This is a genomic window from Streptomyces uncialis (assembly GCF_036250755.1).
GTDB lineage: Bacteria > Actinomycetota > Actinomycetes > Streptomycetales > Streptomycetaceae > Streptomyces > Streptomyces uncialis.
Genome location: NZ_CP109583.1, coordinates 7,366,230 through 7,386,970, shown reverse-complemented (window position 1 = coordinate 7,386,970; position 20,741 = coordinate 7,366,230). Strand labels below are relative to the sequence as shown.

Sequence of the window (20,741 nt, the reverse complement as noted above, 5' to 3'; positions counted from 1 at the left end):
CGCACCACGGAGGTGGCGCACGCCGGACGCGGCGTGCGCCACCTCCGTTCGTATGTCCGGGGGTCCGGGGGTACGGGGTACGGGGGTACGTCCCCCGGTGGCGGGTCACGCGGCGAGGGTGCCCGGCAGGACCGCGTGCGGGCCGAACCGGGCCCGGGCCCGGTCCGCGGCCTCCTCCAGCCGGCGGGCCTTCTCGTCCACCGGGTCGAAGGTGAGCTGACGGGACGCCCGCTCCCGCGGGATCAGCCCCTCGGCCCGCAGTGTCATCCCCCGGACCCTGGCCCGCTGGAGGCCCAGCGCCCCGTACATCCGGTACACGGCGTCGGTGAGCGCGGCGGAGTGCGCGGTCGGTTCCGCGAGCGTGCGGGTGCGCGCGGTCCCGGGCCGCCGTACCGGGTCCAGCGGGCCCGCCCGGTCCGGCCGCCGCGCGTACCGGAGGGTGAGGGTCAGCGAGCGGCACACCAGCTGCTCGGCGCGCAGCCGGGCGCCGAGTTCCCCGGCGAGGGAGAGCAGGGCCCGCCGGTGCCGGAAGGGGTCGAGCTCGTCGCGGTCGAAGGAGCGGTCGGCGGCGATCGACCGGGCCACGGCGTCCGGGACGACCCGGGTGCGGTCGGTCCCCCGGGCGCGTTCGCGCAGTTCGCGCCCGGCGCGTGCGCCGACGAGCCGTTGCAGGGTGGACAGCGGGGCGGCGGCGACCCGGTCGACGGTGTCCAGGCCGTAGGAGCGCAGGGTGCGGACAGCCGCCGCGCCCGCGCCGGGCAGCTCGCCGACCGGCCGTCCGGCCAGGAACCCGCGTACGGCGTCCGGTTCCCCGGGGACCGTGAGGGTGGCCCCCGGACCGGCGGCGCGGGCGGCCATCCGCGCGAGCATCGGGCCGGGTCCGGCGCCGATCGCGCACTCCACCCCGTACAGGGCCAGCGCCCGGACCCGGATCAGCGAGGCGAGCCCGGCGGCGTCCCGTCCGAAGTACCGTTCGGCGCCCCGCAGGTCCACGTACGCGGCGTCGGGCGGGACCGCCTGGACGACGGGGCTGACCGTGCCGAGCAGCGCGAGCAGCGGCGGCAGCGCGGTCCCCGGACCACCCGCGCCCGCGCGCGTCTCCGTGCCCGCACCCGGTCTCGTGCCCGTGCCCGTGATGTCCGGCTCGGGGAGCCGGAAGCGTATGTACAGGACGTTCGTACCGGTCATCCCGCGCTCCCCTGGCTCTGGTGCCACAGCTTCCGGACGGGGCCGCGCGGTGCCTTCGACGGGTCCTCGCCCGCCGGGCGCAGATCGGCCCAGGCGTGCATCTCGTACCCGGTGGACATCCGTATACGACGGTCGCCCGTCCCGTCCCCGGCACCCTCCGTACCGGGTCCCTCCGCGCCAGGGCCCTCGGTACCGGTTCCGGACACGGCGGTCGCGGTCGTGGCGGTCGCGACCGGGGTGCCCGGCCGTCCCGGGCCCCGGCCGTCGGGGTCCACGGCCAGCCGGCGGGCCACCGCGTCGAGGCCGCCCGCGTCCCGTACCTCCGTCAGCTCCGCGAGGTTCCAGGCGGCCGAGCCGACCACGCTGAGGCTGCGCGGGCCCCGGCGCTGGACCGTGCCCCGGACCAGGAGCAGCCAGGAGTGGAAGACGGTGTGCGCGCAACGCTCGTGGGAGTCGTCGAAGAAGGCCAGGTCCACCAGGCCCGTACCGTCGTCCAGGGTGGTGAAGACGACCCGCTTGCCGGAGCGGATCGGCGGGGTCTGGGTGGCCACCTTGGCGCCCGCGACCAGCACCGTCTCACCGTGCCGCGCGGTGCGCAGCCGACGCGCGGAACGCACGCCCAGCTCGTCCAGGAAGGCCCGGTGATCGTCCATCAGATGCCGGGAGGCGTCCATGGAGAGCACCCCCAGCTCGGCGCTGAGACGTTCCGTGTCGTCCAGGTCGGGCAGTCCCGCCGGAGCCGTCCGCCGCCCGCCCGCGAGCGGGAGCTGCGCCCCGTACGAGCCCCGGGCGCCCCGGTGCAGCTCGGCGAGATGGAGCTGGAGGTCCCGCCGGTTGGCGCCGAACGCGTCGAGCGCGCCGACCTGGGCGAGCCGCCGGGCCAGCGGCGCGCCGGGCCGGGCGCGTTCCCAGAAGTCGAGGAGCGAGGCGTACGGCTGTCCGTCCGCGATCCGCGCGGCCTCGGCCCCGCTGATGCCGTGCACATCGCCGAGCGCGAGCCGCAGCCCCCAGCGCTCCGGCCCGCCGTCGCGGTCCGCACCCCCACCCGAACCGGACACCAGTTCGATACGGTGGGCGACCGCCGACCTGTTGACGTCCAGCGGGAGTACGGGCACCCCGCGCCGCCGGGCGTCCGCGAGCAGCAGCCGTTTCGGGTACATCCCGGGGTCATGGGTGAGCAGCCCGGCGTAGAAGGCGGCCGGGTGATGGGCCTTCAGCCAGGCCGACTGATAGGTCGGGACGGCGAAGGAGACCGCGTGCGCCTTGCAGAAGCCGTACGACCCGAACGCCTCGACGATCTCCCAGGTGCGGGTGATCACCTCGGTGCTGTAGCCGCGTTCCGCCGCGCGCTGCGCGAACCAGAAGCGGATACGGCCCTGCGACTCCGGGTCCGACAGCCCCCGGCGCGCCCGGTCGGCCTCGCCGCGTCCGCAGCCGGTCATGATGTCCACGATGTCGATGATCTGCTCATGGAAGACGACGACACCGTAGGTCTCCTTCAGCGGTCCCTCCAGATCGGGGTGCGGATAGCGGACGGGTGCGCGGCCGTGCCTGGCCTCGATGAAGGGCCGGACCATGTCGGCGGCGACCGGGCCGGGCCGGAACAGCGAGATGTCGACCACGAGATCGTGGAAGGTCGCGGGCTGGAGCCGCCCCACGAGGTCGCGCTGGCCCGGCGACTCGATCTGGAAGCAGCCGAGCGTCTCGGTGCTGCGGATCAGCTCATAGGTCGCCGGGTCACCGGGCCGCACCTGCCCGGGGTCGTCCAGATCGACCTGGACACCGCTCGCCCGCTCGATCTCCCCGACGGCGTGCGCCATCGCCGACTGCATCCGCACCCCGAGCACATCGAGTTTGAGCAGCCCCATGTCCTCCACGTCGTCCTTGTCGAACTGGGACATGGGGAAGCCCTCGCCGCTGGTCGGCACCACCGGGGTCCGGGCGAGCAGGGAGGCGTCCGAGAGGAGCACCCCGCACGGGTGCATGGCGATCCCGCGCGGCAGCGCGTCCAGCCCCTCGACCAGGTCCCAGAACCTGCCGTACTTCCCCGGTCCGCCGTTCTGTCCACCGGCCTGCCCGCCGGTCGGCCCCGGCCGTTCGTGGCGCTCGTACCGCTCGCGCTGCTCCCGGGCGAGTTCCCGCAGCTCCGGCAGTTCGTCCAGGGCGGCGCGGGCGTCCCGGGCCCGGATGTGCGGGAAGGACTTCGCGATCCGGTCGATGTCGGCGGGGTCCATGGACAGCGCGGCGCCCACGTCACGGACGGCGTGCCGGACCCGGTACGTCTCGGGCATCGCGACGGTGGCGACCCGTTCGGTGCCGAAGCGGCCGATGATCGCGCGGTAGACGTCGAGACGGCGGGCGGACTCCACATCGATGTCGATGTCCGGCAGGACGAACCGCCGCTTGGAGAGGAACCGTTCCATCAGGAGGTTCTGCTCGACGGGGTCGGCGTGCGCGATGCCCAGCAGATGGTTGACGAGCGAGCCCGCGCCGGAACCCCGCGCGGCGACCCGTATCCCCAGGGCGCGCACATCGTCGACGACCCGGGCGACGGTCAGGAAGTACGAGGCGAAACCGTGGTGGGCGATGATGTCCAGCTCGTGGTGCACCCGCTCCCAGTAGGCGCGCGCGCCCGGCCCCCGGTCGTAACCGCGCAGGACCATGCCCGCCGCGGCCCGGGAGGCGAGCACCCGCTGCGCGGTACGGCGTCCGGCGCCGACGATCCCCGGTTCGGGGAAGTGGACCGACCGCATCCCGAGGTCGTCCCCGGGGTCCACCCGGCACTCGGCGGCGGTCGCCCGGGTCTGTTCCAGCAGCCGGTACGCGGTGTCGCGGCGGAACCCCGCGGCCTCCACGACGCGCTCGGCGGCGGCCAGCATGGCGCCCTCGTCCTTGAGCCAGCGCTCACCGCTGTCCGGCCCGCCCAGCGCGCCGACGGGCACCAGCCGGCGGGACGCGTCCAGGACGTCCGCGAGGGGGCCCATGCCCGGGTCCGCGTACCGGACGGCGTTGCTGAGCACCGGACGCACCCGCTGCTCGGCCGCGAGGCCGACGGTCCGGGCGGCCAGCCGCAGCGAGCCGGGTCCGGTGCCCTCGCGGCCGTGCCAGACGGCCTCCAGCCGGAGGGCGTCGCCGTACAGCTCCCGCCAGGACGTGAGCAGCCGGGCGGCACGGTCGGGACGTCCGGCGGAGAGGGCGCGGCCCACGTCGGAGGCGGGTCCGAGCAGTACGGTCACCCCGTCGGCGGGGAGCGCGGCGCGGTCGAGGAGCGGACCGCCGCCCCCGGTGGCGTGCGCGGCGGTGACCAGCCGGCACAGCTCCGCCCAGCCGGTGGCGCCGTCGCGGGCGAGGAAGGTGACACGGGACGCGGACTCGTCGACGAAGGCACCCCCGTGGACCGGGGTCCGGCGGGCGGGGTCGGAGGTATGGGGGGCGTGGGAGGTATGGGGGGACGCGTCGCGGGTGGCCCGCGCGGTCCGTGCGCCTGGGGGGTACGCGGTGCTCGGTGGTGCGGTGCGGTCGCCGGGTGACGCGGCGCGGGCGTCGGCGGGCGCGGTGCGGCCGGATGGTGTCGTGCGGTCGCCGCGCGGTGCGGACCTGGGGCCGGCCGTCGCCCGGCGCGGGGATTCCGCTTCCTGTTCCGCTACCGCGAGCTCCGTGCCGAACAGCGGACGTATCCCGGCCTTCTCGCACGCCTTGGCGAACCGGACGCTGCCCGCCAGGGTGTCCCGGTCGGTGAGGGCGAGGGCGTCCATGCCCCGCTCAGCGGCGCGTTCGGCGAGCCGCTCCGGGTGGGAGGCGCCGTAACGCTGGGAGAAGCCGGAGGCGGTGTGCAGATGCGTGAACCCTGGCACACGCACCTCCTGAAAGTTCCTGTTCCTGTTCCGTTTCCGCTCCGGCAACGACCCCCGTCTTCCACCATAGACCACTTTTCGAACGCACGTACGATATCGATCAGGGGGTGGGCCGAGGCCCGCGAGAGGCCCGTACGGGACCGCTCCGCAGCGGTACGGGGGAGCCGCGGCGGTACGGGGCTGCGCCATTCGGCCGTGCCCCGACTGCGGGAGGGGCGGCCCGGCCGGACGGTGAGGGCATGCGCTTCGTCGACGAACTGAAGAGTGCGGTGACCCCGCGAGCGGCTCTGCTGGTGATCGGGGTGGTCGCCCTGCAACTGCTCTTCATCGCCTCCTACGTGGGGGCCCTGCACCACCCGAAGCCGACGGACGTCGCCTTCGGGGTGGCCGCGCCCGCGGGGGCGGCCGAGCGGACCATGGCGCGGCTCGACGCGCTGCCCGGCGATCCGCTGGACACCCGTACGGTGCGGGACGCCGGGCAGGCCCGCGCGCAGATCATGGAGCGGGAGATCGACGGCGCCCTGGTGGTCGATCCGGCGGGGCGGACGGACACCCTGCTGGTGGCGTCGGGCGGTGGCGCCGCACTGTCCGCGTCGCTGGTCAAGCTGGTCACGGAGGCCCTGGCGCCGCAGGACCGGGAGGTCCGGACGGAGGACGTGGCGCCCGCGTCACCGGAGGACTTCGAAGGACTGTCGTCCTTCTATCTGGTCGTCGGCTGGTGCGTCGGCGGCTATCTGTGCGCGTCGATCCTGGCGATCAGCGCGGGCGCGCGCCCCGCGAACGCGCAGCGCGCGGTGATCCGGCTGGGCGCCCTCGCCCTCGCCTCGCTCGCCGGGGGGATCGGCGGGGCGGTGATCATCGGGCCGATCCTCGGGGCGCTGCCCGGCAGTGTGTTCGCGCTGTGGGGACTGGGCGCGCTGGTGACCTTCGCGGTCGGCGCCGCGACCCTCGCCCTCCAGGGCCTCACCGGCATCGTGGGTATCGGGCTCGCGATCCTGATCGTGGTGATCGCGGGCAACCCCAGCGCGGGCGGCGCGTTCCCGTCGCCGATGCTGCCCCCGTTCTGGAAGGCCATCGGCCCCGCCCTGCCACCGGGCGCCGGTACCTGGGTGGCCCGCTCGATCGCCTATTTCCACGGCAACGCGGTCACCGGCCCCCTGCTCGTACTGTCCGCGTGGGCGGTGGCGGGCTCGGGCCTGACGATGCTGACGGCGGTGCGGCGGAAGCCGGGGGCGGCGGGGGCTACGCCGGGGGCGGGTTCCCCGGATTCGGGTGGGGGTACGGGCGCGGGCACCCCGGATTCGGGGGCGGGTGGGGGCGGCGGTACGGGTGGGGGTGCCAGTACGGGTGGCAGTACGAGCGGTACGAGTACGGGTGCCGGTACGGGCATGGGTGCCCGTACGGGCGGTACGGGCGGTACAGGCGGTACGGGTACGGGTGGCGGTGGGGCGGGTGCCGGTGGAACAGGTCGGCCCGGGTCGGGAACCTGAGGGTGGTGGGCGGTGTACCAGAAGTGACGCGGTGCGGAAGGGCCGTCCGGGTCACGAGGGAGGGGGCACCTCATGGGTCGGTCGAGGGCGGGGCGAAGCAGCCGGGGAGCGGTCACGGACATCGGTGGCCGGAGGGTCCAGGGGGCGCCTGGGGCGGCTGGGCGAAGGCCGGGTCGGACGGCAGGGCGGACCGGAGGGGCCGAGCGGGCCGGACGAGGACTCGGGCGGGCCGGACAGATGCTCGGCGGGCGGGCCGGACGGACCCTCGGGCAGGCGGGGCGAATGCTCGGGCGGACCGGACGAATGCTCGTGCGGGCAGCCGGAAGGGGCCCGGTGGCGGACCTCGCACGCAGGCTCTCGGACAGCCTCGCGCACCGCTTCACCAGGCCCCCTGGTTCAGCCGATCTGCGCCCCGAGCACCTGGAGCGCCTCGGTCACAGGCTGGAAGAAGGTCGTCCCCCCGGCGGAGCAGTTGCCGCTGCCCCCGGAGGTCAGCCCGATCGCGGTGTCACCGGAGAAGAGCGACCCTCCGCTGTCTCCCGGCTCGGCGCACACATCGGTCTGGACGAGCCCGTTGACGACATCTCCGTTGCCGTAGTTCACGGTGGCGTCCAGCCCGGTGACCGCCCCTTCGTGCACCTGTGTGGTGGAGCCGCTGCGCACCACCTGCATACCGACGGTCGCGTCGCCCGCGCGGGCGATCGGCTGGGTGGCCCCGTTGTAGAGGTTTACCTCACTGGGATGCGCGACACCGGACTCGTAGCGCACAAGCCCGTAGTCGTCACCCGGGAAGCTGGATTCGGCGGTCTGCCCGATCCGCTGTCCGGAGCTGTCCGACCAGGCGGTCGTGCCGTTGGTGCAGTGCCCGGCCGTCAGGAAGAAGGGCTGTCCGTCGCGGACGACGTTGAAGCCCAGCGAGCACCGCCCTCCGCCGGAGGTAATCGTGTCACCACCGGCGGCGAAGGGCTTGAACTCCCCCGCGCTCCGCTGGAGTTCGACGGTGCCGCCGAGCCCTTCGAGGACACGGTTCAGCTTGTTCAGCTCAGCCCCGCGGACCGTGCGGTCCGCGGTGACGACGACCTTGTTGGTGGTCGGGTCGACGGCCCAGGAGGTCCCGGGGATGCTCGCCCTGTCGGTGAGTGTGGTGCGCGCGCTCCTCAGTTCGGCGAGCGAGTTCTCCACGAGTCTGGCCTTGGCCCCCGCGGCCTCGACCGTCCTGACCGACGCCTTGTCGACCACATTGACGACGAGTTGCCTGGTCCCGCTGTCGTAGTACGAGCCCGCCGCGTCGGCGCCGAGATCCCGGGACAGGGTCTTGGAGAGCTTTCCGGCCGTCACGGCCGAGAGTGTCTTCGGGGTGTCGAGGGGTCGTTCCGTACTCGCGTTCGCACTCTGGAAAGTAGCTGCTCCGGCCACGAGTGCGAGAACACCCGCGCCGGCGAGGGCGGCCCGCCGCTTGGGTATACGTCGGTGCGTCAACTCACGTCCTCCTGTGGGGGGTCGGTCCCGGAGTGCGTGGGGCCTCCGGAACCGAAGGGCATAAAGGCAGGAAACCGGCGAACAAGAACTAGCCGCGTCCATGCCAACTGGCGGAGCCCACTATTCCGATACCGCCCGGTAGCACACAAGGTCGACTTCAGGACGCGCGCACGAGAGGCGATACGCGCTCCTCGCGCATCGGGCGCCCCTGGTCACGCGGTCGCGATTCCCTGTGCAAACACCGCGTGCGACGAATGGTTCGGCAGAGGGTGAGGACTAGTCCTGTCTTGTTCTCGCCCTGCTGAGACCGGAATTCACTGTGTGGACAAGGAGGCTGAAGTGGCACATCGAACCGTCCCGGAAACAAGGAGCGGCAGCTCCGCGCGACCCCCGCAGCGGGCGGTTCCGGTGAGAACGGCTCCGCCGGGGCCGCCCCGGGAAGCGCGGGGTCCGGCGCGGATCAGCCGTAGGCGCCGGTCAGCGGCAGGCGTCGGTCAGCCGGGCCGCACGGGCCGCGTCGACTCCGCCACGCCAGGCCGCGAGCGGCAGGGTGATGTCCGAGCGGGGCGCGCCCCGCATCCCCCGGTGGGCCTCATGGACCTCGGCCCGGGGGACGAACCGGTCGAAGGAGGGTGCGAGCAGGGGGTTCGGCAGCACACCGAGTTCGGCGAGTCCGATGAGGATGCCGTAGCGCTGGTACTTGTCGGTGCGTGCCAGCAGACCGGCCCTGGCGACGGTCCGTTCCAGTTGGCCGGGCGTGGTGCCCTGCGGCTGCGCGGCCACCAGGTCCAGGAGCGCGCGCAGCGCGTCGAGGTCCGCGCCGGTCGCCTCAGGCAGTCCATGGGACGCCGCCGCCTCCAGATCGGGCAGACAGCGCGCGGGGATCTCGTTCCAGGCCCATCCGCAGGCGATACGGACGAGTTCCTCGGTCACATCGAGGCGTTCGGCCTCGCTCAGCCCGCAATCGGGCACACCGTGAGGCCCTTGAGGCGCTTCGGCGAGATGCCGCGCCCACGCGTAGGAGATGAGGATCTGCCTGCCGCGCGGCGCGCTGCCGCCGACACCGGCGACGAAGGCCGACAGCACGGCATCGGGGTCCAGGGCGCGGGCCGCTGCGACCGAGCGGGCGACGATCTCGCCAGCCGCCCATTCCTCCTTGACCCCGATCGGCCTGCCGAGCCGGTGGGCCTCGGCCAGGTCGTCCTCGTGCGGTGGGGCGGTGGCCCCGGTCGCCACACCGTTGCGGTTGAAGCGGTAGCCCGTGCAGCGCATGAGCAGCAGCAGCTCGTCGCCCCGGGGGACGTCTCTGGCGGCGACCGGTGTCATGGCGCCAGGGTAATGAGTCGGCCCGGCGCCCGGGGCACCGCCCTGGAGAGCGGCCCGGGGACCCGGGACGCGGCGCATGACCGTACCGACCGGCCCGTCGGCAGCCCGCCCCGCCTCCGCCCGCCGTCCCCGGACCTGTCCCGGCGCACCTGCGCTACCGGGCGCAACCGGCACACCTGGCACACGACGAGCCTCCGCCGGGACGGCCCGGCGGAGGCTCGCGATGCTACGGGGTGTCAGCCGATCGCTGGAGGGTCACCCCGTCGGCCACCGGGATCAGCCGATGGTGAGGCCATAGGCGTTGAGCGCCTCCACGACCGGCTGGAAGAAGGTCGTGCCGCCGGAGGAGCAGTTGCCGCTGCCGCCGGAGGTCAGTCCGTACGCGGTGGTACCGGCGAAGAGCGCGCCGCCGGAGTCGCCGCCCTCGGCGCAGACCGTGGTCTGGATCATGCCGTAGACGACATCGCCGCCGCCGTAGTTCACGGTGGCGTTGAGCGCGGTGACCCGGCCGCTGTGCAGACCGGTGGTGGAGCCGCGGCGCTGGACCGCGGTGCCGACGGTCGGGTTGGCCGCGCGGGTGATGGTCTGGCCGCCGACCGCGCTGGGCTTGCTGACGGAGGTGTTGGTGTAGCGCACCAGCCCGTAGTCGTTGCCGGGGAAGCTGGTCCCGGCGCTGGTGCCGAGGACCGTGGTACGTCCGGAGTTGGAGTACCAGGTACCGGCGCCCTCGGTGCAGTGGCCGGCCGTCACGAAGTACTGGGTGGTCCCCCGGCGGGCGTTGAAGCCCAGGGAACAGCGCCAGCCGCTGGCGTAGATGGCGTCGCCGCCGGAGATGAGCGGTTTGAAGGTCCCCTTGACCTTCTTGACCGTGATGGCACCGGCGGAGTCCCCGGCGGCGCGCTTGATCCCGGCTATCTCCGCCGCGGAGACGGTGCTGTCGGCGGTGACGACCACACGGCCGGTGGCCGGGTCGACATGCCAGGCGGTGCCCGCCACATCGGCTTCGAGTACGGAGTTGGTCGCCTTGGCGAGCTCGACGGCGTCATAGGCGCGGGCGGTGTCCGCGCTGGCGGAGCCCGCCGAGGGCAGGGCCATCGCGGCCGCGGCCACGAGTCCGGTGGTCATCGCCACGAGCCGGGTGCGTCTCGTGGTCGTACTGCGGGGGGTGGTGCGCTTGTTCCTCACTGTCGTTCCTCCCGAGGGAAGTCTGGGGCCCGCGTGGGGTTTGGGCCCGTGAGGCGCAGTCAGGGGCGAGTGCGTCCGCTATCCGAACACGCCGTGTCCCTGACAAGCGCTGCCGGGAGTATTTCGAGCCTCAACAGTCACGGACAAGGGCACCTTTCAGCCGTCCACCATAGACATGCCGACAAACCCCGGTGGCATCCCCGGACCTTTCGCACCCGTTTCGCACGGAACGCTCTTCACGGTCCGGGGCCCACTGTCCCCACAGACGGACTACCGCCCCAGCAGGTTCCGTTCCCCTGCGGCGACCGCCACGGGGAGGGCGTTGCCAGGGGGAGGGAAGGGGCAGAGGAAATGGTCCGCGAAGGCGCACGGCGGCAGCTGCGCGCGGTTGAAGTCCACCGTCACACGCCCCTCGGCGTCGGGCGGCCCGGGGCGCAGGAACCGGAATCGGTGGCTGCCGCCCGCCTCCGGAGCCTTGCCGCTGGTCGTGTCGGCGAAGACGGCCCACAGCGAGCCGTCGGCCTCCACGCCCGCCTGGAGCGTGTGCTCCCGTCCGTCGAGGGAGAAGGCCAGTTCACCGTCGAGCCCCAGGCCACGGCTGCGCCCGTCGGCGTTCTCGACCCGAACCGTCCGCCGGTCCCCGCTGTACGGGGTGAAGCGCCCGGGAACCGACCAGCGCGCCGCGTACGGGGTCGCGTCGATCCCCCGGAACCGGGTGCGGGCGTCCGAGGCGGGGTCGAAGTCCCGTACCGCCCAGAGCCCCTCACGTACGAGGACCACGAAGCGGCGGTCCCCCTGGGCGATTCGGGCCGTGTCGGGGCCGCCCGGGTCGGCCGTGAGTACGACCTCACCGGCGAACGGCCGCCCGTCGAGGGTCAGACCGTCGTCGGCGGTGGCGTCGAGAACCACTCCCGTGCCGTCCGACGCGGTGCTCCATCGACCGGGGATGGCCGGAACTAGGCCCTCCGGATGGTCCTGGAGCCAGTGCGTACCCCTCAACGCCAGGGGTCCGTAGGGCGCGGCGACGGATTCGGTCCGCCGTGCGTGCCATGTCTTCCACTCGTGCACGGCGTCCTCGGCCGACCCCTGCTGTCCCTCGTCACTCATCTGTCGCTCCGTCCTCTTATGTGGTCCTCATGACACATTTCACGTCACCGCGACCGACCGCTTTCCCCCGACCCCGACCCCGGCCCCGGCCCCGGCCCCGGCCCAGTCCGCCCCGCAGCATCCGGCATCCGGCCCGCAGCTCCCACCTCACGCACCCCCGGCACCCGGCACCCGGCACCCGGCACCCGGCACCCGGCACCCGCTCAGGAAACCCGTCTCCGGCACCGGCACCCGGGCCCCGTTCAGGAATCCCGCTTCCGGCACTTGCTCAGGAGACCGACTCCCCCACCCGCTCCGTCACCGAATCCTCCACCCGTTCCGACACCGGTTCCGTCGCCCGTTCCCCGGCGGGCGCCTTCAGCCCCAGGTGGGACCGGAGGGTGCGGCCCGAGTACTCCGTGCGGAACGCCCCCCGTTCCTGGAGCAGCGGCACCACGCGGTCGACGAACCCGTCCAGCCCGGCCGGGGTGAGATGCGGGACGAGGATGAATCCGTCGGCCGCGTCCGAGTCCACGAACTCGACGAGCTCGGCGGCCACCGCCTCGGGCGTCCCGATGAACGACTGCCGTCCGGTCGCCTCGATGACGGTCTGCCGGATCGACAGCCCCTTCTCCTCGGACAGCGCGCGCCATTTCGCGGCGGCGGTGACCGGGTCGGCGAGCCGCACCCGGCCCTGCACCAGCGCGGAGTCGGGATCGGGGTCGAACGCAGGGAGCGGGCCGTCCGGGTCGTGGCCGGAGAGGTCGACGCCCCACACCTGTTCCAGGGTGTGGAGGGCGTTCTGCGGGGAGATCTGCTGGTGCCGGATCTCGGCGGCGCGTTCCTGGGCCTCGGCGGCGGTGTCCCCGAGGACGACGGTGACTCCCGGCATGATCTTCAGCTCGTCGCGCTCCCGGCCGTAGCGGGCCAGCCGGTCCTTGACGTCGGTGTAGAAGGCGCGGCCCCCTTCCAGCGTTCCGTGTCTGCTGAAGATCACATCGGCGGAGGAGGCGGCGAACTCCCGGCCGTCCGAGGAGTCCCCGGCCTGGATCACCACCGGGTGGCCCTGCGGGGAGCGCGGCACGGTGAAGCGGCCCGCGATGTCGAACTGCCGTCCCTGGTGGACGAAGGGCCGTGGCGCTTCGTCGGACGACGGCCAGGAGTCCCAGAGCTCCCGGGCGGTGGCGACGAACTCGGCGGCCCGGGTGTAGCGGTCGGCCCGGTCGAGGTAGCCGCCGCGCCGGAAGTTCTCGCCGGTGAAGGCGTCCGAGGAGGTGACGACGTTCCATCCGGCGCGGCCACCGCTGAGATGGTCCAGGGTGGCCAGTCGGCGGGCCAGTTCGAAGGGCTCGTTGAAGGTGGCGTTGACGGTGGCCGCGAGCCCCAGCCGGTCGGTGACGGCGGCGAGCGCGTTGAGCACGGTGATCGACTCGGGGCGGCCCACCACGTCCAGGTCGTGGACGCGTCCGTTGTGCTCGCGGAGCCTGAGCCCTTCGGCGAGGAAGAAGAAGTCGAACAGTCCCGCCTCGGCGGTGCGGGCCAGATGCTCGAAGGACGCGAAGTCGATCTGCGAACCCGAGCGCGGATCGGACCACACGGTGGTGTTGTTGACGCCGGGGAAGTGGGCGGCGAGATGCATCCGCCTGCGGGCGCGGCCGGGGCCGCGGTGGGTGCTGGTCATGAGGGGTCCCCCACGAGGGCGTAGCGGTTGGCGGGCCGTGCGAGTCCCAGGTGCTCCCTGAGCGTGCTGCCCGGATAGAAGGTGCGGAACAGTCCGCGGTGCTGGAGCAGCGGGACGGTTCCGTTGACGAGCCGCTCCAGGTCACGGCGCGGTTCGACGGGGGTGAGGTGGAAGCCGTCGGCGGCGCCCGAGGAGTGCCAGGCGGCGATCAGCTCGGCGAGGTCGACGGGCCCGCCCCGGTAGAGCGGACCGTACGGGCTGGGCCGGGGGCCTCCGCCGCCGTGGCCCGGTTCGGCCGCGTACTCGCCCTCGCCGAGGTCGACGGCGAGGGCGGCGAGGACCCGCAGGGTGTCGGGGTCACGGCCGTGGGCGGCGGCGGCCGTACGCAGTCCGGTGCGCAGGGCAGCGCTCTGCGCGGGGCCCGCCGCGCGGACCAGCGCCACATCGGCGTACCGGGCGGCGGTGTCACGGGCGTGCGGGTCGGTGGCGTCGACGACGATGACGGGGTGGCCCTGGGGGGACCGGGGCACGATCGAGGGGCCCTTCACGGAGAAGGTGGCGCCCTGGAAGTCGACATAGTGCAGCTTGTCGCGGTCGATGAAGCGCCCTGTCGATGTGTCGCGGATCTCGGCGTCGTCCTCCCAGCTGTCCCACAGCCGGGTGGCCGCCTCGGCCACGTCCGCCGCCTCCCGCCACAGTGCCTCGGGGGGCGCGGCGTCGCGGCGGCCGAACAGCCGGGCCTCGTGCTCCCCCTGCGAGACCTCGGCCTGCCAGCCGGCCCGGCCCCGGCTCACCCAGTCGAGGGTGGCCACGGCGGCCTGGAGGTGGAAGGGCTCGGTGTGGGTGGTCGTCACGGTCGGCACCAGTCCGACGCGCCCGGTGACCGGGGCGAGCCGGGCGAGCACGGCGAGCGCGTCGGGGCCGGGGCGGCCGAAGGAGTCGCCGAGGGTCACGAAGTCCAGGGCGCCCCGTTCGGCGAGCCGGACCAGTTCGGTGTAGGGCTGGGGGTCGTAGGCGCCTGGCAGATCGAGGGCGGCGGCCAGGTGCAGCAGCCCCCGGCCGGTGGAAGCGGTCATGTCGGTGTACCTCTCGGGTGGGGGTGGGGGTCCCACGCGGGGCCCGGCGGCGGACCGGGCCGGCGGACGGGCCGCCGGACCGGTCGGGGGTAGGCCGACGGGCCCCGCATGGCACCGGGTCAGGTCCGGGGCAGCCCCTCCGGGTTGACCTCGGACTTCTTCACGGCCTCACCGGACAGTCCCCAGCGCTTGAGGACCTTGGCGTACGAGCCGTCGGCGATGACGTGGTCGAGGGCGGCGGCATAGGCGTCGACCAGCCCGCTGCCCTTCTTCGTGGTGGCGGCGATCTTGCCCTGGAGGGCGTCACCCGCGCCGGACAGCGAACCGACGACCTTGGTCTGTCCGGAGGTCGCGACGTGGTAGGCGACCGTGGGGTAGGGGCCGAGGTGGCCGTCGATCCGTCCCGACTGGAGGGCGAGGTAGTAGTCGGTGTCCTTCTGGAAGTACTTGATGTCGACGGGCTTGCGGCCCGCCTTCTCGTTCTGCTCGCTCCAGTCGATCAGGATGCGTTCCTGGTTGGTGCCGGAGGACACCGAGATGGTCCGGCCCGCGACGTCCTTCGGGCCGGTGATCTTCCAGTCGGCGTCCTTCTTCGCCTCGAACGCGATGTTGTCGAGCCGGTAGGTCGCGAAGTCGTACTTCTCCTTGCGCTCCTCGGTGACCGTGACATTGGAGAAGACGGCGTCGAACTTGCCGCTGTCGAGGCCGACGAAGAGGTTCTCCCAGGACACCGTCTGGGGCTTGACCTTGAGTCCGAGGGTGTCGGCGACCAGGGTCGCTATGTCGATCTCGGAGCCGATCCGGGTCTTGTCGTCGGTCGCGAAGAAGCCGAGCGGCGGGGAGGAGTCGGCGCCCAGCCCGGTCCGCAGGAGACCGCTCTCGCGGATGCCGTCGGGCAGCAGGGCCGCGATCTTCTCGTCCTTGGTGCCTCTGACCCGGTTCTGGTCGGGGCCGATGTTGATCCCGCCGGCCTTGTCGCCCTTGGCCTGCCCCGTCGCGGACGACGCGGCGTCGCTGTCACCTCCGCAGGCGGCCAGCAGCGGTGCGGCCACCAGCGCGGCGGCGGACAGGACGAGAGCGCGGCGGGGCCGCCGGACGGACCGGGGACCACGAGGGGAACGGGAAGACACAGTCGTACTCCTGAACTGGTGACCGATGAGGGTGGGATGAGGCGGTTCCACGCGCGGCGGACCCGGACGGACCGGGCAGCCGCCGCGCGAACGGAACAGCGGCGGGAACAGCGAAAGGACCTGAGAAGCGAGAAGGGAGAAGGGAGAAGGGAGAAGGGAGCTGCGAAAACGATCAGCGGACGGTACGGATACGGACCGGACAGCTACGGGCAGGTCACAGGACCTTGGACAGGAACGCCTTGGTGCGCTCGTGCCGGGGCGCGTCGAGGACGGCCGCGGGCGGCCCCTGTTCGACCACCCGGCCCTCGTCCATGAACACGACGGTGTCGGCGACCTCGCGGGCGAAGCCGATCTCATGGGTGACGACGATCATCGTGGTGCCCTGGTGGGCGAGGTCCTTGATGACGTCGAGCACCTCGCCCACGAGTTCGGGGTCGAGCGCGGAGGTCGGCTCGTCGAAGAGCAGCAGCCTCGGTTCGAGGGCGAGCGCGCGGGCGATCGCGACCCGCTGCTGCTGACCGCCGGAGAGCTGCTTGGGGTAGGCGTCGGCCTTGTCGTCGAGCCCCACCCGGGACAGCAGCCGCCGGGCCGCCGCGACGGCGTCCTTGCGGGGCCGTTTCAGCGCGGAGACGGGAGCCTCCACGATGTTCTCCAGCACGGTGAGATGCGGGAAGAGGTTGAAGTTCTGGAAGACGAACCCGATCCGGGTGCGCTGCCTCAGTACCTCGCGCTCGCGGAGCTCGTACAGCTTGTCGCCGGAGCGGCGGTAGCCGATGAGGGAGCCGTCGACGCTGATCCAGCCGCTGTCGGCCTTCTCCAGATGGTTGATGGTCCGCAGCAGGGTCGACTTGCCGGAGCCGGAGGGGCCGAGGATCACGGTGACCTCGCCCACGGGGACGTCCAGATCGATGCCCCTGAGCACCTCCAGCGTCCCGAAGCTCTTGTGGACACCGCGGATCTCGACCATGACCGGCGCCCCGGACTCCTCCTCGACGGCCACCTGGTCGCCGGGGCCGTCCGCCACGACCGCCTCACCGGCAGCCGCCTTGCCGACAGCCGCGTTGTCGCTGGCCACCTTGCCGCCGGCCTCCCCGGCGGTACCCCCGGCGGGTTCCCCTGTGGTGCTCGTGACCGTGCCGGCCGGACCGACCGTGCCTGCGGTCTTCGTGACCGCGGAAGCGGGTACGGGCGCGCTCATCGCGTGGCCCCCTTCGAGAAGTGTCGTTCGACGTAGTACTGGAGGACGGACAGCGCGGTGGTCAGGAGGATGTACCAGACCGTGGCGACCATCAGCAGCGGGACCACGCGCCCGTTGCGGCCGTAGATGACCTGGACCTGGTAGAACAGCTCGCCGATCGCCATGACGGAGACGATCGAGGTGCCCTTGAAGAGGGAGATCACCTCGTTGGCGGCGTTGGGCAGGATCGACCGCATCGCCTGCGGCAGCACGATCCGGCGGATCTGCCGCAGCCGTGGGATACCGAGCGCGGCGGCCGCCTCCAGCTGCCCGGTGTCCACGGCGAGCACCCCGCCGCGGACGATCTCGGCGGCGTACGCGGCCTGGTGCAGCGCGAGTCCGAGGACCGCCGCGCTCATCGCGCCGACCAGGCCCATCGTGTCGAAGGTGAAGAAGCCGGGCCCGAACGGGATACCGAACTGCAACTCCTTGTACAGATAGGCCAGGTTGAACCAGAAGAGCAGCTGGACGATCAGCGGGATCGAGCGGAACGCCCAGATGTAGCCGAAGGCGACGGCCTTCAGGAACGGGCTGGCCGACAGCCGCATGAAGGCCAGCACGATCCCCAGCGCGAAGCCGAGGGCGGTGCCGTAGAAGGTGAGCTGAAGGGTGACCCACACCGCCCTGAGGACCACGTCCGCGGTGAAGAACTCCGCGAACACCTCCCATTCCCAGCCCGCGTTGGTGACCAGCCCGTGGACGAACTGGGCCAGGAGCACGGCGGTGGCGACGACCGCGGCCCAGCGCCAGGGATGCCGGACGGGAACGACCTTGAGCGAGGCGAAGCCGTCGTCGGCCGGGACGGGTCGTGGTGTCGTGGTGTCGAGAGGTGGATCGCTGGTCAGGGACATGAGGTTTCCTCGGGGCCTGTGGGTTCGCGCACGCGCGCGGGAGGGTTCGCGTAGGGCCGGACGGGCCGGTGCCGTCAGGCGGCGGCGCGACAGGACACGTCACGCAGGAAGGCGAGCACGGTGCGCGCGGTGGTGTCGTTCTGACGGAAGGAGGGGCCGCCCGTGCAGGGGCGGGTGAACGCCCCGGAGCCCCGGGCGTCGGTGTGCGGGCCGAGGGCGAACCTCCGTGGATGCGGTACGCCGTCCCGGTCCAGGACCCGGCCGTCCGCCGGGTCCACGGCGAGCAGTCCGGCGGAGGTGACCCGTACGCCTTCCGTGTACAGCCCGCGCAGCAGGGAGTCGCTGGTGTCCTGGAGGGTGGGGTGCGGCAGCCGCGCCTCGATGAGCGCGCGGGCGGTGACGGACCGTCCGGGCACCGAGGGGCCTGAGCCGCGGAAGACCCCGTCCTCGGCGGTGACGGTCATACCGGGTCCGAGGAACCGGACGATCCCGGCCCGGGAGAGCGCGAGCAGTTGCCGCAGCCGGGGTCCGGGCGGTCCGGAGGCGAGGTAGCTGAAGAAGCCGTGCCACCAGGGACCGGTGTCGCCGAGCCGGATGAGCTGCCCGTACACCGACAGCAGTCCGAGGAAGACCGCCAGGTCGGGGCTGTGCGCGGGGTCGTGCCGGCGGGCGAGGTCGGCGGTGATGTAGGCGCGTACCCCGTCCTGGAGCGCGTCGCCGTCGGGGTAGCGCACCCCGTCGAGGGGCCGGTCGAGGGCGGCGAGGTCGAGCCGGTCGGCGGGGTCGGGCACCGAGGACGCCACCAGGGCGCGCAGTTCTTTGCTCAGCGGCCCGGCGGCGGCGTACTTCTCCTCGAAGTCGGTCCAGGAGACCCGGGTCCGTTCGGGGTGCGTGGCGAACAGCCGGTGGTAGTGGGCGAAGCCCAGTTCCTTGTCGATCAGCGGCCACACGTCGCGGACGAAGTCGGCGCCACCGGGCCGGGCCAGCAGCCCGTCCACCTCGGCGGGGCCGAAGAACCGGGGCAGCGGCGGGCGCTCCCCCGACCAGGAGTACCCGATCTTCGAGTGGTACGGCACCCCGCGCCGGGAACCGACGTGCAGTACGGGTTCCCGTCCGGTGGGCAGGTACGTCAGCTCCCCGCCGGGGCCCTCCTCGTACCGTCCGCCGCGGCCCTCGGTGAGCAGGACCATCAGGTCGACGAAGGCGAGACCGAAGCCCCGCACCAGTACCGGTTCGCCGGGCGCGAGTGCGGACAGATCGATGTCGGCGGTGTAGTCGGGCGGCAGATGGAGCAGGCCATGGCGGTCCGCGTAGGCGCGCAACCCGCGCTGTTCGGCGTCGAGTTCGGCTTCGACATGGCCGAGGGCGAGGATCACCAGGTCGGCGGTGAGCGGTTCGGCGCGTCCTTCGATCCAGACCCGCTGGCTGCCGTCGCGGTCCCCCTGGAGGCGGGTCGCGCGGCGCGCGTGGTGGTGGACGGTGATCCCGGGGGGCAGCGCGGCCACGGCCCGCTCGTACACCCAGCGCAGATAGGAACCGCCGAGCCGGCGGCCGGGGAAGGCGGCGCCGTCGAGTCCCGCCCATTGGTGGAGGGTGGGTCCGGGGCGGACGGGCCCGTCCAGGGGGACGGTCTCGTCGGTGAACATGGTGACGTCCTCGGCCATGGAGTTCATCCACAGCAGCGGGGACTGGTCCTGGCGCCATATCCGGCCGCTGCCCGGCGGATAGGGGTCCACGAGATGGATGTCCAGCGCGTCGGCGCCGTCGCCGGACAGCAGTCCGGGCGCGTTGGCGGCGATGCGTTCCAGCAGGCCGGTGGTCCGGGGGCCGGCGCCCACGATGACCAGGGTGGGTCTCATCGGCGGGTCTCCGTTCCCCGGGCGTAGTGCCGTTCGACGTAGTACTGGCCGACGCTGAGCACGGAGGTGACGACCACGTACCAGACGGTGGCGACGAGCAGCAGGGGGATCACCTGGTAGGTGCGGTGGTAGACGAGCTGCACCGAGTAGAGGAGATCGGCGACCGCGATCACGGAGACGATGGACGTGCCCTTGAGGGTGCCGATCAGCATGTTCCCGGCCGGTGGCACGATCGCCCGCATGGCCTGCGGCAGCACGATCCGCCGCCAGCGCCGCCCCCGGCCGAGCCCCAGCGCCTGCGCGGCCTCGATCTGTCCGCGGTCCACGGAGAGGATGCCGCCGCGGACGACCTCGGCGGCGTACGCGGCCTCGTGCAGGGTCAGCCCGATGATGGCGACGGTGATGGGGTCGAGCAGATTGACGGTGCTGACCCCGAGGATCTGCGGGTACAGGGCGCCGATGTTGAACCAGAAGAGCAGCTGGACGAGGATCGGCATGGACCGGAACAGCCAGACGTATCCCCAGCTCACGGCGCGCAGTACCGGGTTGTCGGACAGGCGCATCACGGCGAGCAGGGTGCCGAGGGCGAAGCCGAGGACCATCACCAGGGCGGTCAGCCACAGGGTGAGACCGAGGCCGCGCAGTACGGACGCGGAGGTGAAGTACTCACCGACGACGCCCCATTGGAAGGCGTCGTTGCGGACCACGGACCGGACGGCGGCCGCGAGCAGGACGAGCAGGACGACGGCGGCGATCCACTGACCGGCCTTGGGCCGGCGCACGATCGACAGGGTGAGAGGCGGGCCGCCGGACGGATCACGTGGTCGGGCGGGGGAGCTCTTGGTGAGCGTGGGCAAGGACATGCGAAGGCTCCGCGGGCACGGGAAGTCGGCACGGACTGGCCTTCACACATGGACACCGACCGAGCCCCTCAGCAGCGGCGGGCGTCCCAATACGCCTTGAGACTAAGGGTGTTGTCCGCCACGCTGTCAAGGGTGTCCACACTCTGAGCCGTACGTCTCAAGTCGGTTGACGGCGACCCGGATGCCTGTTCCACTTGTGACCATGCATCCGCAGCAGTGGCTGGTCACACGCTCCCACATCGACTTCGGTCGAGTGTGGTCGGCGTCTTGTTGAGCTGACGCCACGCTGCCCGGCCCCGCGGTTCTCTCTCCGCGCGACGGCCGTCACGCGTTCTCCGAGGCACCGGGCCACCTTCCGCGTCCCGCGCACGGTCCGCCCCGCCGTTCCCGCTGTTCCCGCCGTTCCGGCGCCCTTTCCCTTTTCGCAGTGCCCGCA

13 protein-coding genes and 1 pseudogene are annotated in these 20,741 nt (G+C 72.7%); 1 reads left to right on the top strand and 13 read right to left on the bottom strand.

Annotated features, from left to right (window positions below; genetic code table 11):
• Positions 1-105 precede the first annotated feature (105 nt).
• Complete coding sequence (locus OG711_RS30885) at positions 106-1,188, bottom strand: DNA polymerase Y family protein (protein WP_329561787.1); 1,083 nt, start codon at positions 1,186-1,188, stop codon at positions 106-108.
• Positions 1,185-5,042, bottom strand: coding sequence for a DNA polymerase III subunit alpha (locus tag OG711_RS30880; protein WP_329561785.1), 3,858 nt, complete (start codon positions 5,040-5,042; stop codon positions 1,185-1,187). Before OG711_RS30880 ends, OG711_RS30885 begins: the two co-directional genes overlap by 4 nt.
• A gap of 239 nt (positions 5,043-5,281) precedes the next feature.
• Here OG711_RS30880 and OG711_RS30875 point away from each other — a divergent pair.
• Positions 5,282-6,325: pseudogene (locus OG711_RS30875) on the top strand (DUF3533 domain-containing protein); the annotation flags it as partial.
• Between the two features lie 603 nt (positions 6,326-6,928).
• On the opposite strand, the gene OG711_RS30870 reads toward OG711_RS30875, so the two are convergent.
• The 11 genes from OG711_RS30870 to OG711_RS30820 form a co-directional block, all read right to left on the bottom strand.
• Complete coding sequence (locus tag OG711_RS30870) at positions 6,929-8,011, bottom strand: S1 family peptidase (RefSeq protein ID WP_329561783.1); 1,083 nt, start codon at positions 8,009-8,011, stop codon at positions 6,929-6,931.
• A 477-nt stretch (positions 8,012-8,488) separates the two neighbouring features.
• Complete coding sequence (locus OG711_RS30865) at positions 8,489-9,337, bottom strand: hypothetical protein (RefSeq protein ID WP_329561781.1); 849 nt, start codon at positions 9,335-9,337, stop codon at positions 8,489-8,491.
• Between the two features lie 276 nt (positions 9,338-9,613).
• Complete coding sequence (locus tag OG711_RS30860; RefSeq protein WP_073792327.1) at positions 9,614-10,522, bottom strand: S1 family peptidase; 909 nt, start codon at positions 10,520-10,522, stop codon at positions 9,614-9,616.
• 270 nt (positions 10,523-10,792) lie between these two features.
• Positions 10,793-11,629 carry a DUF1684 domain-containing protein gene (locus tag OG711_RS30855; RefSeq protein ID WP_329561778.1) on the bottom strand — a complete coding sequence of 279 codons (837 nt, stop codon included), beginning with the start codon at positions 11,627-11,629 and terminating at the stop codon, positions 10,793-10,795.
• Positions 11,630-11,897: 268 nt separating this feature from the next.
• Positions 11,898-13,289 (bottom strand): NtaA/DmoA family FMN-dependent monooxygenase, encoded by a 1,392-nt coding sequence (locus tag OG711_RS30850; protein ID WP_329561776.1) that lies wholly within the window; start codon positions 13,287-13,289, stop codon positions 11,898-11,900.
• Positions 13,286-14,365 (bottom strand): LLM class flavin-dependent oxidoreductase, encoded by a 1,080-nt coding sequence (locus OG711_RS30845; protein ID WP_329561774.1) that lies wholly within the window; start codon positions 14,363-14,365, stop codon positions 13,286-13,288. The genes OG711_RS30850 and OG711_RS30845 overlap by 4 nt, the downstream gene beginning before the upstream one ends.
• Before the next feature lie 119 nt (positions 14,366-14,484).
• Positions 14,485-15,495, bottom strand: a complete 1,011-nt coding sequence (locus tag OG711_RS30840; RefSeq protein WP_266513782.1) for an ABC transporter substrate-binding protein — start codon at positions 15,493-15,495, stop codon at positions 14,485-14,487.
• A 214-nt stretch (positions 15,496-15,709) separates the two neighbouring features.
• Positions 15,710-16,462, bottom strand: coding sequence for an amino acid ABC transporter ATP-binding protein (locus OG711_RS30835; protein ID WP_329564158.1), 753 nt, complete (start codon positions 16,460-16,462; stop codon positions 15,710-15,712).
• A gap of 227 nt (positions 16,463-16,689) precedes the next feature.
• Positions 16,690-17,583, bottom strand: a complete 894-nt coding sequence (locus OG711_RS30830; RefSeq protein WP_073792331.1) for an amino acid ABC transporter permease — start codon at positions 17,581-17,583, stop codon at positions 16,690-16,692.
• A gap of 74 nt (positions 17,584-17,657) precedes the next feature.
• Positions 17,658-19,442 carry an FAD/NAD(P)-binding protein gene (locus tag OG711_RS30825; RefSeq protein ID WP_329561771.1) on the bottom strand — a complete coding sequence of 595 codons (1,785 nt, stop codon included), beginning with the start codon at positions 19,440-19,442 and terminating at the stop codon, positions 17,658-17,660.
• Positions 19,439-20,305: an amino acid ABC transporter permease gene (locus OG711_RS30820; RefSeq protein WP_266513787.1), complete on the bottom strand. Its 867-nt coding sequence runs from the start codon at positions 20,303-20,305 to the stop codon at positions 19,439-19,441. Before OG711_RS30820 ends, OG711_RS30825 begins: the two co-directional genes overlap by 4 nt.
• Positions 20,306-20,741 lie beyond the last annotated feature (436 nt).